At 62.4% G+C, this 15056-nt stretch carries 11 protein-coding genes and 1 pseudogene; 3 read left to right on the top strand and 9 right to left on the bottom strand.

Translation table 11 applies throughout. From position 1 onward, the window contains the following. Positions 1-39: 39 nt before the first annotated feature. Positions 40-933 (top strand): LysR substrate-binding domain-containing protein, encoded by an 894-nt coding sequence (locus H9529_RS18100; protein ID WP_190305749.1) that lies wholly within the window; start codon positions 40-42, stop codon positions 931-933. A 160-nt stretch (positions 934-1093) separates the two neighbouring features. Here H9529_RS18100 and H9529_RS18095 read toward each other — a convergent pair whose 3' ends face one another. The 7 genes and pseudogenes from H9529_RS18095 to H9529_RS18065 all read right to left on the bottom strand — a co-directional run bounded on the left by H9529_RS18095 (position 1094) and on the right by H9529_RS18065 (position 7267). Continuing rightward, positions 1094-1390, bottom strand: a complete 297-nt coding sequence (locus H9529_RS18095) for a hypothetical protein (protein ID WP_143033551.1) — start codon at positions 1388-1390, stop codon at positions 1094-1096. A 723-nt stretch (positions 1391-2113) separates the two neighbouring features. Then, positions 2114-2530 (bottom strand): annotated as a pseudogene (locus H9529_RS18090) (transposase); the annotation flags it as partial. A gap of 382 nt (positions 2531-2912) precedes the next feature. Continuing rightward, positions 2913-3836, bottom strand: coding sequence for a hypothetical protein (locus H9529_RS18085; RefSeq protein ID WP_092892217.1), 924 nt, complete (start codon positions 3834-3836; stop codon positions 2913-2915). Further along, complete coding sequence (locus H9529_RS18080) at positions 3836-4363, bottom strand: winged helix DNA-binding protein (RefSeq protein ID WP_092892219.1); 528 nt, start codon at positions 4361-4363, stop codon at positions 3836-3838. The genes H9529_RS18085 and H9529_RS18080 overlap by 1 nt, the downstream gene beginning before the upstream one ends. Then, a complete protein-coding gene (locus H9529_RS18075) occupies positions 4360-5664 on the bottom strand; it encodes a TRAP transporter large permease (protein WP_092892221.1) in 1305 nt (434 codons plus the stop codon). Before H9529_RS18075 ends, H9529_RS18080 begins: the two co-directional genes overlap by 4 nt. A gap of 1 nt (position 5665) precedes the next feature. Then, positions 5666-6229, bottom strand: coding sequence for a TRAP transporter small permease (locus tag H9529_RS18070; RefSeq protein WP_092892223.1), 564 nt, complete (start codon positions 6227-6229; stop codon positions 5666-5668). Between the two features lie 66 nt (positions 6230-6295). Next, the gene (locus H9529_RS18065; RefSeq protein ID WP_176847313.1) at positions 6296-7267 is read right to left on the bottom strand and encodes a TRAP transporter substrate-binding protein; all 972 of its coding nucleotides are present in this window, start codon (positions 7265-7267) and stop codon (positions 6296-6298) included. A 180-nt stretch (positions 7268-7447) separates the two neighbouring features. Between H9529_RS18065 and H9529_RS18060 the strand changes: the two genes are divergently transcribed. After that, complete coding sequence (locus H9529_RS18060; protein ID WP_092892225.1) at positions 7448-11077, top strand: hydantoinase B/oxoprolinase family protein; 3630 nt, start codon at positions 7448-7450, stop codon at positions 11075-11077. Between the two features lie 89 nt (positions 11078-11166). Further along, entirely contained in the window at positions 11167-12048 is an 882-nt protein-coding gene (locus tag H9529_RS18055; protein WP_092892227.1) for an alpha/beta fold hydrolase, read from the top strand. 141 nt (positions 12049-12189) lie between these two features. On the opposite strand, the gene H9529_RS18050 is transcribed toward H9529_RS18055, so the two are convergent. Together H9529_RS18050 and H9529_RS18045 are read right to left on the bottom strand one after the other, a co-directional pair. Further along, positions 12190-13122: an IS5 family transposase gene (locus tag H9529_RS18050; RefSeq protein WP_092892229.1), complete on the bottom strand. Its 933-nt coding sequence runs from the start codon at positions 13120-13122 to the stop codon at positions 12190-12192. A 532-nt stretch (positions 13123-13654) separates the two neighbouring features. After that, positions 13655-14584: a DUF2493 domain-containing protein gene (locus tag H9529_RS18045; protein WP_092892231.1), complete on the bottom strand. Its 930-nt coding sequence runs from the start codon at positions 14582-14584 to the stop codon at positions 13655-13657. Positions 14585-15056: the final 472 nt, after the last annotated feature.

Below are 15056 nucleotides of genomic sequence, written 5' to 3'. Positions count from 1 at the left end.
TTTCGATGTGGTGTGCTAAAAACTCACAGGGTATCCAGTTTGCCTCGAAAGCTCCCTTCACTCAATGCTGTCAAGGCTTTCGAAGCCGCGGTACGCTGCGGCACGACAGTCGGCGCAGCCGCTGAGACAGGCGTTACTCACGGAGCGATCAGTCGCCAAATCCAGCAGCTGGAAGACTGGATCGGGCGTCCATTATTCCAGCGCGATACCGGACGACTGGTTGTTACCGATGCAGGCGCAGCTTTCGCGGAAATCGCCGGGCAGGCATTTGACCTTCTCCATGATGGGACACAGGCACTTCTGGAAGTGAGCGACAACGTTGTGCGCATCACCACGACGGCATCCTTCGCATCGGAGTGGCTGATGCCGCGCCTGTCGGATTTCCGATCGCAACATTCGCACATAGAAATCTGGCTGGAAGAAGGAAAAGAGATCGTCAATCCCCGGTCTGGCGGCTGTGACCTCGCCATCCGGATGGGCCTTGGGGAATGGCCGGGTGTAAATGTGGAGGCGTTCATGAGCGACAGGCTTTTTCCAGTTTGCACACCCGATATCGCCGCCAGGCTCACCCAACCTGACAGTCTCGACAAGTTACCTCTCCTTCACGATGACGATCCGCACGCGCAATGGAGCCAATGGCTGTCACAGGCTGGCATTGCGATGACCCCTGCAATGGCAAAGCGATTTGACCGGGGGGCCCGATTTGCCAGTTCGTCCCTGCTCCTGCGCGCAGCGGCTATGGGTCAAGGCGTTGCCCTTGCTCGCGAGCGCCTGGCGGAAAGCTGGTTGGAGAGCGGAAATCTCGTGCGCCCATTTCCTGTGTCGGTGGAGTTGGACCATGCCTATTGGCTTGTTACGCGGCACGGCATTGAACCTCGCCGCCCGCTGCGCATCTTCATTGCGTGGCTAAAGCAGCAGGCATCGCTGACATAAAGTCATCGTCTTCGTTGCTAACCGCGCACCCGCAACTCAGAACCTTGCGACAGGACCGTTCCATGCGCGGGGCATGGAGCCGAAACCATTTGCAAGATCATGATCAAGTAAAACCATGCCAACACCCCGCGAGAACATCCTTACCGCGCTGCACGTGCGGCTACGGGAATGGCTGACCCGCGATCATCACGCCCAGCTCGTCAGCATGGGTGAAGTCTGACCGGCCCATGTATCCCGGCTCCGGCGTCTGGCGGAAGATGATGTCGCGCTCGGGGCCACTCAGCGCCCGCCACGGCCGCACCCGCCGCTCCAGGGTGCGCCGAATACGGTCGTCGGGGAACGCCAGCGGATGTGCGCTTTGAAGGTGGCGCAACAGGGTGACCGCCTGCAACGCGCTGTCCATTTCCAAAAGAGGGAGAAGGTCGTTCTCCCAATAGCGTTTGAGAGGATCGCTCACCGTGCGGCCATGAGCGATCTTGCGCTTTGAGGGCGGTGTCGGGTCGGCATCGAAGCCCAAAATCGAAATGGGGGGCGGTCCGTTCGCTGAACCCGGCGCGGGCGGCCGCTGTGCGCTGACTGTGATTTTGAAGGTCGGTCATATATAATCTCAATTGCTGGTCGGTGATGGGTTTGTAGGCCAACCCGGATCCTCCGTTTGATGGCAGAGAAACCCAGCTTACCAACCCGCAGCGACCAGCACCTATCCCCGAAAATCGATCAGGCCGGTGGGGCTGAACGGAAGACGGGCATGCCCGTCTGGAGGGCAGTCCCACCGGCCAAGGTGGTTCTTATGACCGTAGTCAATCCCGATGTGCACAACTTTTCTGCCGCCTGCTTTGGCAGGCGCTTTATATAATTTGGATGCGAAGGGCAGGATGCCGGAGCTAACAGCGACGGCTGATCAAGCTCTTATCCGCGCGTCAAAGGCGCATACCGGCATACGTCGCGAGATCCCTGTTTCTGTCGCATGTGAATACGGCAAGCGCCGCTCTCTAACCACCTTGGGGGATTTCTCTGACCTGCTCCGGCACCCTGGCCATCGCATCGTTTGTGTTCAGGTTTGTTTTCCTTTCGGTTCTGGTGCTTCTTCATTGCCTCTAAAAGGCTGTGCAGCCGCCACGTCGCTGACCGCCACGCCATTTATGGCGGGCGGCGGCGTGGCGGGGGAAGCACATAACAATCACGCTGCACCTTCGGCGCCAGTCGGCTCGGTGATATGAGCGATGGCCCAAATGAAGCCGACAAGTTCCCGCGCTACTGCCGTAACCGCTAGCGCAGACTTCTTGCCCCGCGCCATCAGGCGATGGTAACGGCCACACAGGCGGACCTGGGCTTTCCATCCGATATCTTTCGCAGCCTGAGGGATGCCTTCCTGGCGCAACATCATTTGCGCGCCGATTTTGGCCGGGGTGCGGTATGACCAGGCCGCCTCGATCAGAACCGCTCGCGCCAGCACGTTGCCCGCCTCTGTGATCCCGCCTTGACGGCGCGTCTCTCCGCTGGACCGTTCCCCCGGCACAAGGCCGAGAAGCGCCATCAGCTGCCGTGGTTTGGCAAAGCGGCGGATGTCGCCAACCTCGCACACGACCGTCACCGCCGTTGACAGGGGCTCCTTGCTCCGTGCATATGAGAAGGAACCCGGTCTACTTGCTGCAGTTGACCGGATCGTGCTGCGAACCAAGGAAAACAACAAGCTGCTGGCAGTCAAATATCACATTTAAGGGCAACAAACGTCACCCAACGCGCCGCGTGTCAGATTTAAGGAGAACGCGACACGTACCTACGAATGTTGGTCGTTTGACATCTGTGGAACAAGCCAACCGGCCGAAAGCAGAAGAAGACCGGAATGATACTGCCCCAGAGGTCGGTGCATTGATTGGATGAGGGGAGGGCCGCGACGCTATCGCCGGAAACTCTTTCTCTCAACCCAATTCAAGGTCGTTTACCTCAAATACACGACCCGTTGGCTGATGCAACTGTCAATGCACGGTTGTCCGGTTGCGTATCCATGGCAGGATGAACGGCGTCAGATACATCGGCACCTGATAGCAGCCGATCACCAGAAGCAGTTCGGGCGAGAAGCCCGCAGGCAGCACCCCCAGAAACAGCGCCGCGTTGCGATTGCCTGCCGCGACCGCGACTGCCGTCTTTTCCGTGGCGTCGGGCCAGAGCAGGCATGCAGTGGCCTGAAGGCCGAAATTGACTGCAAAGACCAGGGCCATGATCAGGACGAAGTGGCCGGGCGTGTCACGGATCGCATCCGCAGCGGCGGACATCAGGCCGACCACGACCAGACCCATCACAACCGCCGTCAACGCGTCGATCCGGGTGAGCGAGGTCGGTGTCGGCTGGACCCATCCCGTGCGGCGCAACACCAGTGCCGCGGCCGCTGCACAGCCAATGGCGAGAAGCAGCATTGCGGCGGCCCCGGCGATCTGGACGACAGTGCCGAATGCGGGAATCAGGGCCAGCACCGGCAAGGCGGTCAGGGGCAGGACGAGGGTGCCGAACACGGTTTGGCGCAGGGCCAGATCGGGCACACCACCCGCCAGCGCCGTGATCGGCGCCGCCCCGGTGATCGGGGCTGCGGCAAGGATCAGGACAAGCGCCTGCGCCCAGATTGCGCCCTGCAACCCGAGGGCGGCAAAGATCCCGAACGCGGCGAGCGGGCAGGCCACTTGCAGCGTCAGGGTAAGGCCCGCGATGGGCACCAAGCTGCGGCGCGGCAGGCGCAGAGCGTCGGGGCCGATCCGCAGGATGCTCAGGAACAACAGGGTAATCACCAAGGGCCAGATCGCCGGGCGCATTGTCTCTGCCAACCTTGGCAGACCAAGGCCTATGGCCAAGCCAAGGATCAGAGCCATGCGGCCCCGCGCGGCAATCGCCGCGGCAAGCGCGTCCATCAAAGGGCAGCCGCCGCGCGCGACGCCTGATCGTAGCTTCCTGACAATGTCCGCATCAGTGACGCCATCTTGCTCAGGTCGCTGGGATCATAGCCAAGCTGGCTGGCCGACTGGACCAACAGGGCCTCTCGCACCTCTCCGTAGCGACGGCAAAGGGCTGCCCCGTCCTCGGTGATCTCGATGGTCTTTTCCTTGCCCTGCCGTCCTGCCCGCACAAGGTTCGCCGTAGTCAGTTTGCGGATCGCGTAATTGGCCAGATGCGTGTCCTCGATGTTCAGGATCAGACAAACCTCGGCCAGCGTCTTGGGTCGGTCGCGGTGGTGGACCAGATGCACGATCAACACTTCCAGCGGCGACATCGCGGGCCCGCCGGCAGCGATCATGCAGCGCGTCATCCAGCGGTGGAAGGCCTGTCCCATCATGGTGATGGCAAACTCCACCTCACTGAGGGCGGGAAGCGACGAGTTGGCCAGATGGGCTGAAGACACGACCGGGCCGACCCCGGATTTGAGGGGAATATCGCTCATCGTGACATCATGGTTGACGGCAGCCACAGCGCGATCTCGGGGAAGACGGTTAAGATCACGGTGGCTAACACAAGGATGAGAAAGAATGGCAAAGCATAAGCCGCAATGGTGAAGATCTCTCGCCCTGTGATCGATTGCAGCACGAAGAGGTTGAAGCCCACGGGTGGCGTGATCTGGCTCATCTCGACCACCAGCACCAGAAAGACGCCGAACCAGATCGGATCGATGCCTGCCGCCAGCACCATCGGCAGAATGACGGAGGTGGTCAGCACGACGATGGAAATGCCGTCGAGAAAGAAGCCGAGCACGATGAAGAACAGCAGGAGTGCGGCCAGCAAAGCATATTGCGACAGGCCCTGCTCTCCGATCCAGGCGGCCAGAGCGCGCGGGATGCCGGTATAGCCCATCGCCCCGGTCAGGAAGGCAGCACCTGCAAGGATGAACGCGATCATGCAGGTGGTCACGGCTGCCCCCTGCACGCTGCCCCACACCCCGGCGCGGGTCAGCCCGCCGGACGCCCAAGAGATCACCATCGCGCCTACCACTCCCACCACAGCCGCTTCGGTCGGGGAGGCGAGGCCGCCATAGATCGATCCGATCACCGCCACGATCAGCCCGACCGTGGGTAGCAGCAGCATCGCGCCTTGCAGTTTTTCGCGCCACGATGCGGCAGGCTCCAGCGGTGGCATGCGGTGTTTGTTGAGCGTGGCCCATAGCATGACATAGCCCGCGAACAGGGCTGCAAGCATCAAGCCCGGCAAAACGCCCGCCAGAAACAGCCGCGCGATCGATTGTTCGGTCGCGGCCCCGTAGACGATCAGGATGATGGAGGGTGGAATCAGGAACCCGAAGGTCCCGGATCCCGCCAGCGTGCCAATGGCCATGCGGTCATCATAGCCGCGCTTCTTCAACTCTGGCAGGGACATGCGCCCAACCGTGGCCGTGGTGGCGGCAGAGGAGCCGGAGACGGCGGCGAAAAGCGCACAGCCGATGATGTTGACGTGCAGCAATCCCCCCGGCAGGCGGCGGGTAAAGGGGGCCAGCCCCTTGAACATGTCTGACGACAGCCTTGATCGGAACAGCAACTCGCCCATCCAGATGAACATCGGCAGGGCGGTCAGATCCCAGATATTCAGCGCACCCCAGACCTTGGTGGCGAAGACCGGACCCGGCGGCGCAGGGGCCGCCAGCACCATCGCGACCAGTCCCACAGCCATCAGGGCGAACCCGACCCAAAGGCCGAGGGCGAGGCAGACGAAGAGAACCGCGACGAGGATCAGCGACAGGGTGTAAAGCTCCATCTCAGTGCCCTTCCAGCGCGTCGGCGCCCTTGGCTTTTTCAGCGCGCCTGTAGGCTGGGTCATGGCCCCGCAGCGCGCAGAGCAGTTCGTCCAGCAGGGCGATGGCGAAGATCACCAGCCCCAGCGCCATGGCCCCTTGCGGGATCCACAGCGGAATGCGGATCATCCCGAAAGAGACGGAGTTGAATTGCCAGCTGTCGAGCACCTGAAGCCACCCATGCCACGCGGCGAACACCCCGAGCGCAAAGGCCGCGATCAGCACGATGCAGGCCATCACATGCGCAGCCCTGGGCGGCAGGTTGCCCGATACCATCGTGACCCGCACATGACCGCCGACCCGCAAGGTGGCGGGCAGCGCCAGAAAGGAGGAGGCGACGAACAGGAACCCGCCGATTTCAGCCAGCGAAGGGATCGCGATGCCGATCGCGTCGGCGCCGAACCCCATCAGAACGCGGTCGGTGAGGCGGCCCAAGATCTGGATGAAGACCAACAGCGCAATGGACACCATCGCCACCACCGCCGCAATCATCGCGGTTTGGTAGAGCGTATCGAGCAGTTTTCGCATCACGGGTCTCCGACCAATACGGGATTGGAAAAGGGCCAGAGGTTTCCCTTCGGCCCCAAAGTGCGCTTACTGGCGGTAGGCCGCGATGATTGCGGCTCCGGCATCGCCGGCCTGCGCCAGCCATTCGGCTTCCATCGTCGCGCCTGCATCAGCCAAGGCGGCGGCAAGGGCCTCAGACGGCGCGGTGACGGTCATGCCCGCCGCTTCCAGCGCCGCGATCTGAGTCGCGGTCTCGGCTTCGCTCATCTCCCAGCCGCGGGTCTCGGCGGTGGCGGCGGCGGCCAGCAGGGCGGCCTGCTGATCCTCGGGAAGTGCCTCGAACGCCTCGGTGTTCACGAAGACGACGTTCTTGGGCAACCACGCCTGCACATCGACATAGACCGAGGTGTAGTCCCAGGCCTGGCTGCTGACGCCGGTGGAGGGCGAGGTCATCATCGCCGATACGCGGCCAGTGGCGAAGGCGGTCGGGATATCGCCCGATTCCACCTGCGTGGCGGTCATGCCCAGGATCTGCGCCAGACGCTCGGTCGCGGTGTTGTAGGCGCGGAAGCTGACACCCTGCAGGGCGGCGGGGTCGGTCACGTCTTCGGTCAGGTAAAGCGACTGGCCCGGCCATGGCACGGCATAAAGCAGGGTCAGGCCCTGCTCAGCCAGCAACTCCTCGACGGCAGGGCGCGATGCGGTCCACAGAGCTTCAGCATCGGCATAGCTGTCGGCGAGGAACGGGATGGAATCGATCTCGAAGAGTGGGTTTTCGTTCGATAGGCGCGACAACAGGATCTCGCCGATGGGGGCAAGACCGCGGCGGACGGAATCGCGGATCTCGGCATGACCGAACAGCGATCCCGCTGAGTGAACCGTGATGTCCAGATCGCCGTTGGTGGCGGCGCGCACATCATCGGCGAATTGCGTGATGTTGGCGGTGTGGAAGATCGCATCGCTATAGGGTGTGGGCATGTCCCACGCGGTCTGGGCGGCCAGCGGTGTGGCAAGCGCCATCGCCGCAGCGGCTGCGGTCATGCGGATTGAAAAGGTCATGGCAGTCTCTCCTGTTGGAACAATCGTGTTCTGGGTGCCGGTTGTTGACGCGGCGTAAGTCAGAGGTTGACCAATCGCTGATAATTTGTCAACAAATTGCTATTCAAAGTTGGGGTGGGCAATATTCTCCGACTGACACTGGCCCAAAATATGGGCGTTCACGACAGGGGAGACAGGGCCATGGCTGCTGACGCATCGCAAGGCGTGTGGGATTTCTGGATCGACCGCGGCGGCACATTCACCGATGTCGTGGGCCGCGCGCCGGGGGGCGACCTGCAACCCCTGAAGCTTCTGTCCGAAAACCCCGAGGCCTATGCCGACGCTGCGATCGAAGGCATTCGCCGCCTGTTGGGCGGCACCATCGACCCTGCCCTGATTGGCACCGTGAAGATGGGCACCACCGTCGCCACCAATGCCCTGTTGGAGCGCAAGGGCGACCGGACGGTCCTGCTCATTACCAAGGGTTTCCGCGATGCGCTGCGCATCGCCTATCAGGCGCGCCCCGACATTTTCGCCAAGGAAATCATCCTCCCCGAACAGCTCTATGAACGGGTGATCGAGGTCGATGAACGCCTGCTGGCGGACGGATCTGTTGAGCAGGTCCTGATGGCCGAGGATCTGCGTCCAGCGCTGGAGCAGGTGAAGGCCGACGGCATTCATGCGGTCGCCATCGTGCTGATGCATGCTTGGAAGAACCCGGTCCATGAGGTGGCGCTCGCCGCCATGGTGCGCGCCATGGGCTTTACGCAGGTCTCCGTCAGCCACGAGGTCAGCCCGCTGGTCAAGCTGATCGGGCGCGGCGATACGACTGTAGTCGATGCCTACCTCTCCCCGATCCTTCGCCGCTATGTGGCGCAGGTCTCGGACGCGCTCGGGGCCACGCCTGCCGGCGAGGCGGGTGCTACGTTGCAATTCATGATGTCCTCGGGCGGGTTGACGGCGGCTGAGCAGTTTCAGGGCAAGGACGCGATCCTGTCGGGTCCGGCGGGCGGCGTCGTCGGCATGGTCCAGACCGCGCGGGAGGCCGGGTTCGACCGGGTGATCGGGTTCGACATGGGCGGCACCTCCACCGACGTGGCCCACAGCGCGGGCGAGTATGAACGCGCGTTCGATACCGAGGTGGCGGGCGTCCGCATCCGCGCACCGATGATGCGCATCCACACGGTCGCCGCCGGCGGTGGCTCGATCCTGCATGCTGACACTGGGCGCTTTCGCGTCGGGCCCGACAGTGCCGGGGCCAATCCCGGCCCCGCCTGTTACCGGCGCGGTGGCCCGCTGACCGTCACCGACGCCAACGTGATGCTCGGCAAGTTGCGGCCCGAGTTCTTTCCGCGCGTCTTCGGACCCGATCAGGACGAGGCGCTGGATGCCGACGTTGTCGCCGCGCAATTTGCGGAGATCGCGGCGCGCGAAGGCAAGTCGCCCGAGGCGGTGGCCGAAGGGTTCCTGACCATCGCCGTGGAAAACATGGCCAACGCGGTCAAGAAGATCAGCGTCCAGCGCGGCTATGACGTGACGCGCTATCTGCTGAACTCGTTCGGTGGTGCAGGCGGGCAACATGCCTGTTTCGTGGCCGACGCGCTCGGCATGGAGGCCGTGCTGATCCATCCGCTGTCGGGGCTTCTGTCGGCCTATGGCATCGGTCTGGCCATGGTGTCCGATAGCCGCCAGCAGGGTCTGGTGCAGCGCCTTGAGGCCGGAAACAGTGCGGCGATCAACGGTCTGGAGGGTGACCTGACGTCCGAGGTCATGGGCGCGCTGGCGCAGCAAAGCGTCACGAGCGGCACCACGGTCACGCGGCTTCATCTGCGTTATGAGGGCACGGATTCGACCATCCAGGTCACCTATGACGGCGATCTGGATGCGGCACGCAACGCCTTCGAGGTGGCGCACAAGGCACAGTTCGGCTTCATCAGTCCCGACAAGCCGATCACCGTCGAAGCGGTCGAGGTGGAGGGGTTCGAGGACATTCCGGAAGTGGATGCGGTCATGGCCGAAACCCCGCTGGACCGCACCGCACATACCGACCAGACCGTGCCGATATATTCCGGCGGCGCATCCCATACCGCAGGGGTCTTCCGCCGCGAAGGGCTGTTGCCCGGCGATACCGTCCGGGGCCCCGCCCTGATCATCGAGCCGAACCAGACCGTGATCGTGGAGCCGGGCTGGACCGCCCGCCTGACCGCCGCCGACCACCTGCTGCTGACCCGCCACGAGGCGGCCAGCCGGCTGCGCGCGGCAGGGGCCGATCAGGCCGACCCGATCCTGCTGGAGGTGTTCAACAACCTTTTCATGAACATCGCCGAGCAGATGGGCCTCGCCCTGCAGAACACCGCCCATTCCGTCAATATCAAGGAACGGCTCGATTTCTCCTGCGCCGTGTTTGATGCCTCCGGCGCGCTGGTGGCCAACGCGCCGCACATGCCGGTGCATCTGGGCTCGATGGACTGCAGCGTCGAGACGATCATCCGCCTGAACGAGGGCCGGATCCGCCCCGGCGACGTCTTCGCCCTGAACGCGCCCTATAATGGCGGCACCCATCTGCCCGATATCACCGTTGTCTCCCCCGTCTTCGATGATGCGGGCGCGCAGGTTCTGTTCTGGGTCGCGTCGCGCGGGCATCATGCCGATGTCGGCGGCACCGCCCCCGGCTCAATGACGCCGCTTGCCACCACCGTGGACGAGGAAGGCGTGCTGATCGACAACCTCCTGCTGGCCAGCGCCGATGGCTTTCACGAGGCGGACTTGCGCACTGTCCTGACCGACCACCCCTATCCGGTGCGCAACGTGGCCGAGAATATTGCTGACCTGAAAGCCCAGATCGCCGCCAACGAACGCGGTGCTGCGGAATTGCGCAAGATGATCGCAGATTTCGGGCTGGAGGTCGTGCAGGCCTATATGGGCCATGTGCAGGACAACGCGGCCGAAGAGGTCGCGCGCCTGCTCGACCGGTTAGATGATTGCTCCTACGCCTATGAAACCGACACGGGCCAAGTGATCAACGTGGCGATCCGGGTGGACCGTGAAAATCGCTGTGCGACGGTGGATTTCACCGGCACCTCGGACGCGATGGCCAACAACTTCAACGCGCCCGAGCCGGTCACGCGGGCGGCGGTTCTCTATTGCTTCCGCGTGATGGTGGAGGCGCCGATCCCGATGAATGCGGGTTGTCTGCGGCCGATCAACATCGTGATCCCCGACGGCTCCATGCTGAAACCCGCCTATCCCCGAGCGGTCGTGGCGGGAAATGTGGAGACCAGCCAGCACGTGACAAACGCCATTTTCGGCGCGCTTGGGGCGATCGCCAACAGTCAGGGCACGATGAACAACCTGACCTTTGGCAATGACACCTATCAGTATTACGAGACGATCTGCTCCGGCTCTCCGGCGGGGCGCACCAATGCGGGCAAGGGATTTTCCGGCACCAGCGGCGTGCATGTCCATATGACAAATTCGCGGATGACCGACCCCGAGATTTTCGAGATGCGGTTTCCCGTGGTGCTGGAGGCGTTCGGCCTGCGCGCAGGCACGGGCGGGAAGGGGGCCTTTGCTGCGGGCGACGGGACCGAGCGGCGCATCCGGTTTCTGGAACGGATGGAATGCGCCATTCTGTCGTCCCATCGCACCTTGCCACCGCGCGGCATCGCGGGGGGTGGCGACGGGCAGGTGGGCCGAACGGTCGTCCGGCGCAACGATGGCCGCGAGGAGGTTCTGCCCGCCTGCGCCCAGACAAGGCTCGAACCGGGAGAGCGCGTGGTCATCTACACACCGACCGCCGGGGGATATGGTGCCGTGGAGCCGGTTGATTGATAGGCCCACTTTAAATGGGACACAGAAGGATTTAAGAAGCCGAGCACTAATTAAGTTGCCACCGTTGCCTTAGAAGGAGAAATGCACCAATGACAATGGACCAGATTCAGCTTGGGAAGCATATGTTTAATCAAAAATTGATCGATGCTGGAGGAATCCGATTTCATACAGTTAGTGGGGGAACGGGCGAGCCCCTTCTTCTGATCGCTGGGTTCCCACAAACTTGGTATGCATGGAGGCGAATGATGCCTTTACTCGCTGAAAAATATAACGTGATTGCGATTGACTTGCCTGGCCAAGGTAGTTCTGACAAACCAGCTAATGGTTACGATACAAGAACGACCGGTGACCGTATTCACAAGCTAATGCAGGTAATGGGGAATAATAGGTACAGTATTTTAGCACACGATATTGGAGCCTGGGTTGCTTATCCTTATATTGCTAGGTTCAGTGATGAAGTGCGCAAACTAGTCATCTTGGACGCCAATATTCCGGGGGTTACACTTTCAAACACGATTACTGTTGGAAGGGATAACTGGAAGGCTTGGCACTTTCTGTTTCACCCTGTTTCAGACCTGCCAGAAATTCTCATCACTGGCCGCGAGCGTGAATACATTGAGTGGTTTTTTCAACGTAAAACCTATAATCCTAAAGCTACGTTTTCTCAGGAAGATATTGATGTATATGTGAATGCCTACCAGCAACCGGGAAATTTGCGTGGAGCACTCTCTTACTACCGGGCTGTATTTGACGACATCGAGCAGAACAAAGCTCTTGCCACGCAGAAGGTGAAAACGCCAATATTAGCGCTTGGTGGCGCACAAGGCATGTCACCCGACCTCTTTGAGGCGATGAAACCGTTGGCGGAGAATCTCTCTGGAGGTGTAATCGATCAATGCGGGCATTATATGCCAGAGGAACAGCCTGACGTTATCTCCCAGATGGTTCTTAAATTTTTGGCGGACGATTGAATGAGCCTAAACATATGGGAACTTTTAGAAATCTGGCCACTCGTCGTAATCTGGTAGGTGTGGGGATTCTTATCATGAGCGAGGGTGGGCTCTGTTGCACAAATCGCCTGATTGCCGGACGTCCCCTATCCCCGGACAGACTTATCCCATGACCTCTGTGACGGGTATGCCAAGGGCGGTGAAGCCGTTCAGGACGGCGACCCTGACCTGGAACTCCGCGACCTGACGATCAAAGTCCCGCGCGGCCAAGCGCTGGCCCAGCAGTTTGACACAATGCATCTTGGTTTCGACGCGGCTTCGGCGGTGGTAGCCGCTCCATCGTCGCCAGATCGTCCGGCCGAAGCGTTTGGATGCACGCAAGGCCTCGTTGCGCGCGATCGCGCCGGGAGTGTCGGGCTTCCATGGCTTGGCGTTCTTGCGCGGCGGGATGATGGCTGTGGCCCCGCGTGCGGCGATGGCTTCATGGCACTTGCGGGTGTCGAAGGCACCGTCGGCAGTGACGCTGGCGATTTCCTGATCTTGTGGGATCTGGTCGAGAAGCTCGGGCAACATCGGGGCATCTCCGACGTCGCTGGTGGTGAGCTCGGCAGCTCGGATTTCCAATGTTTTCTCGTCAATTCCGATGTGGATCTTGCGCCAGACGCGCCGCTTCGTGCCTCCGTGCTTGCGGGCGTTCCACTCGCCTTCGCCCTCGACCTTGATCCCGGTGCTGTCGATCAGGAGGTGGAGCGGGCCCTGGGACCCGCGATAGGGGATGTTCACCTTCAGGGTCTTCTGGCGGCGGCTCAGCGTGCTGAAGTTCGGCACGGGCCAGTCCAGGTCGATTAGCCGTAACAGACTCTCGACAAATCCTGTCGTCTGCCTGAGCGCCATGCCAAACAGCACCTTCATCGTCAGGCATGTCTGGATCGCGGCATCACTGTAGTCGGGCTGCCGGCCGCGCTTGCCAGTCGGCGCTGCGTCCCACGTCATGGTGGGATCAAACCAGATCGTCAGCGACCCACGGCGCTTGAGCGCCTCATTGTATGCGGGCCAGTTCTTGGTCTTGTAGGCGGGAGATGTGGGTTTGCTCATGCAGCCCAGCTACCACACTGGATTCGCAAGATGAATCCCTCATGGGATTTGTGCAACAAAGCCGGTCGCAAGCGCAAATGCGGAGGGTCCGCGGCCCCGCCGTGGAAGCCGTATTTGTGCTTGCCGAAGCGTGAGCTGAGGGCACGAACGGGCCGACCCCGTGCGATCCACATGCATAGCAAAAAGGAGAGACCCGGATGACCTCGGCAATCACGCAGACGCCACCAATCGCGCCACCGTCCCGCCGAACCTGGCCGGCGTACTGACGACGCCCATTGCGTGGGCAGATGTTCCAAAACACCACCCCAGGGCCGTGCTGGTCTTCAGCCTCAAGTGCTGCGTCTCCCGCCCTCGTGTCTTGAGCTGCGGACGATGCGCGTGAGGCGCGCACAGCCCCCAGCCCGAACCGATGCGGATGGACCGCGCTTTGACGGACCGGGTGGAAGGGACGCCGGTGCTGGCCGCCGCCCCCTGCCAATCACACGCCCCGGGAGACATGACGAAAGGGCCGCCCGAAGGCGACCCCCTCTCTTCAGTCCTGTGACGCCTTCTTCGCCAGGTCCGCAACCCGCATGACCGTCAGGCCTTTGGCCTCCGCCTTCTGCCCGAGGTTCAGCGCGACCCCGTTGCCGCCGAAGAGCACAACCCCCGTCGCCGCGAACTTGTCGTCCAGCATCTCGTCGTTGCACTTGAACGGCGCCGCCCGCCCGTGTGCGGACCAGCGTGGATCGAAGCGCGCCTGCGCGACCCCGCGCGCCCGGGCCCACCGCGCCGCGATCATCTCCGCCCCATGCTTGCCACCCTTGTGGCAAAGGAAGATCTCTTGGTTGCGGTTCTGCTTGATCCGCTCCCGAACCTTGTCGAGTGTGTTGAAGATCACATCGACATCGGTCCAGTCGGTGGCGCCTGAGACGATCAGGGGCACCCCTTCGACTTTCGACTTCTCGGCGGTTTCGCGGTCGTGCTGTTCCAGGAGCTGCCGCGCCTCGAAGACCGCACCCGTCTCCTGTGCCCGGACGCTCGCGCGCGACCCGGCTGCCGGGATGAAGGCGTGGCCCGTCTCGATCTCGTAGCATTCCGCCGCCGCCTCGCTCATCACCTCGATGGCGCCGACGATCTCGCGCAGCTGCAGGAAGCGCGCCTGCGCCTCTTCCAGCGCGGTCTCGGCGATCTCTGATCCATCGTGGGATTTTGCCAGTGCGCCGATCTTGTCGGCGGTGCGGTCGACCTCCTTGCCGAGCGCCACCTTGCGGCGCTGCAGGATCGTGGCGAGCCCATGGGCCAGCGGTTCGATTTCTGCCTCAAGTCCGGTCCCGCGCAGCTGACCGAGCAGGGTCTCGAAGCTCTCGCGGATGATGCGGTCGGTCAGGACGTGATCCTCCGGGATCGGGAGCTGTGCGTCTTTTTCCGTCAGCCCGAAAAGCTCGATGGTCTCGTAGGTGTTCGCGTTGTCGTAAGCCATGTCTGGTCTCCAGTGTTCGGTTATAGAGCCACCACGTGAGTGTGGGGGCATGGCCGAATGCCTGGTTTCCGAATCTGCCCGGGTCAGGGACGGCGCAGCCGCCGGCTTGCCGGGCGCAAAAGTTTTCCGCGCTCAGCACCCGCCACATGCGCGACCTCACGCACGGGACCGCCCCACGCCACAGGCCCCCCCTCGCCGAAAAGTTTTGCGATCCTTGACGCGGACTGATTCGGGGGCCATCCGGAGGATATGCTTCCACGCTCATGTGTGTGTGTTTTGACGGTAGGTTTGCCCGGCCCGAGCAGGCAAACGGCCCGACCGGACGCGGGAGACGGATGGAGCGGCGGGATCGTTTTGCCCCGCAAAACAGACCAGAGCGCAATCCGGCGGAGCGGCCGGGGAGAGACGTGCTCGCGAGGCGGGCAAACCGGGATGCCGGGTGCGACGCCGCGGTGAGGCCGCATGGCCGAAT

Origin of the sequence: Roseicitreum antarcticum (genome assembly GCF_014681765.1) — a bacterium.
Classification (GTDB): domain Bacteria; phylum Pseudomonadota; class Alphaproteobacteria; order Rhodobacterales; family Rhodobacteraceae; genus Roseicitreum; species Roseicitreum antarcticum.
The sequence above is the reverse complement of the archived record's forward strand: the minus strand, read 5'-3'. Positions and strand labels throughout refer to the sequence as shown.

What these genes read in the sequence shown, in the direction of transcription:
- H9529_RS18070 (WP_092892223.1), bottom strand. Translation starts at nt 6,229, where the DNA reads ATGCGAAAACTGCTCGATACGCTCTACCAAACCGCGATGATTGCGGCG.
- H9529_RS18065 (WP_176847313.1), bottom strand. Translation starts at nt 7,267, where the DNA reads ATGACCTTTTCAATCCGCATGACCGCAGCCGCTGCGGCGATGGCGCTT.
- H9529_RS18055 (WP_092892227.1), top strand. Translation starts at nt 11,167, where the DNA reads ATGACAATGGACCAGATTCAGCTTGGGAAGCATATGTTTAATCAAAAA.
- H9529_RS18080 (WP_092892219.1), bottom strand. Translation starts at nt 4,363, where the DNA reads ATGAGCGATATTCCCCTCAAATCCGGGGTCGGCCCGGTCGTGTCTTCA.
- H9529_RS18050 (WP_092892229.1), bottom strand. Translation starts at nt 13,122, where the DNA reads ATGAGCAAACCCACATCTCCCGCCTACAAGACCAAGAACTGGCCCGCA.
- H9529_RS18075 (WP_092892221.1), bottom strand. Translation starts at nt 5,664, where the DNA reads ATGGAGCTTTACACCCTGTCGCTGATCCTCGTCGCGGTTCTCTTCGTC.
- H9529_RS18045 (WP_092892231.1), bottom strand. Translation starts at nt 14,584, where the DNA reads ATGGCTTACGACAACGCGAACACCTACGAGACCATCGAGCTTTTCGGG.
- H9529_RS18085 (WP_092892217.1), bottom strand. Translation starts at nt 3,836, where the DNA reads ATGGACGCGCTTGCCGCGGCGATTGCCGCGCGGGGCCGCATGGCTCTG.
- H9529_RS18060 (WP_092892225.1), top strand. Translation starts at nt 7,448, where the DNA reads ATGGCTGCTGACGCATCGCAAGGCGTGTGGGATTTCTGGATCGACCGC.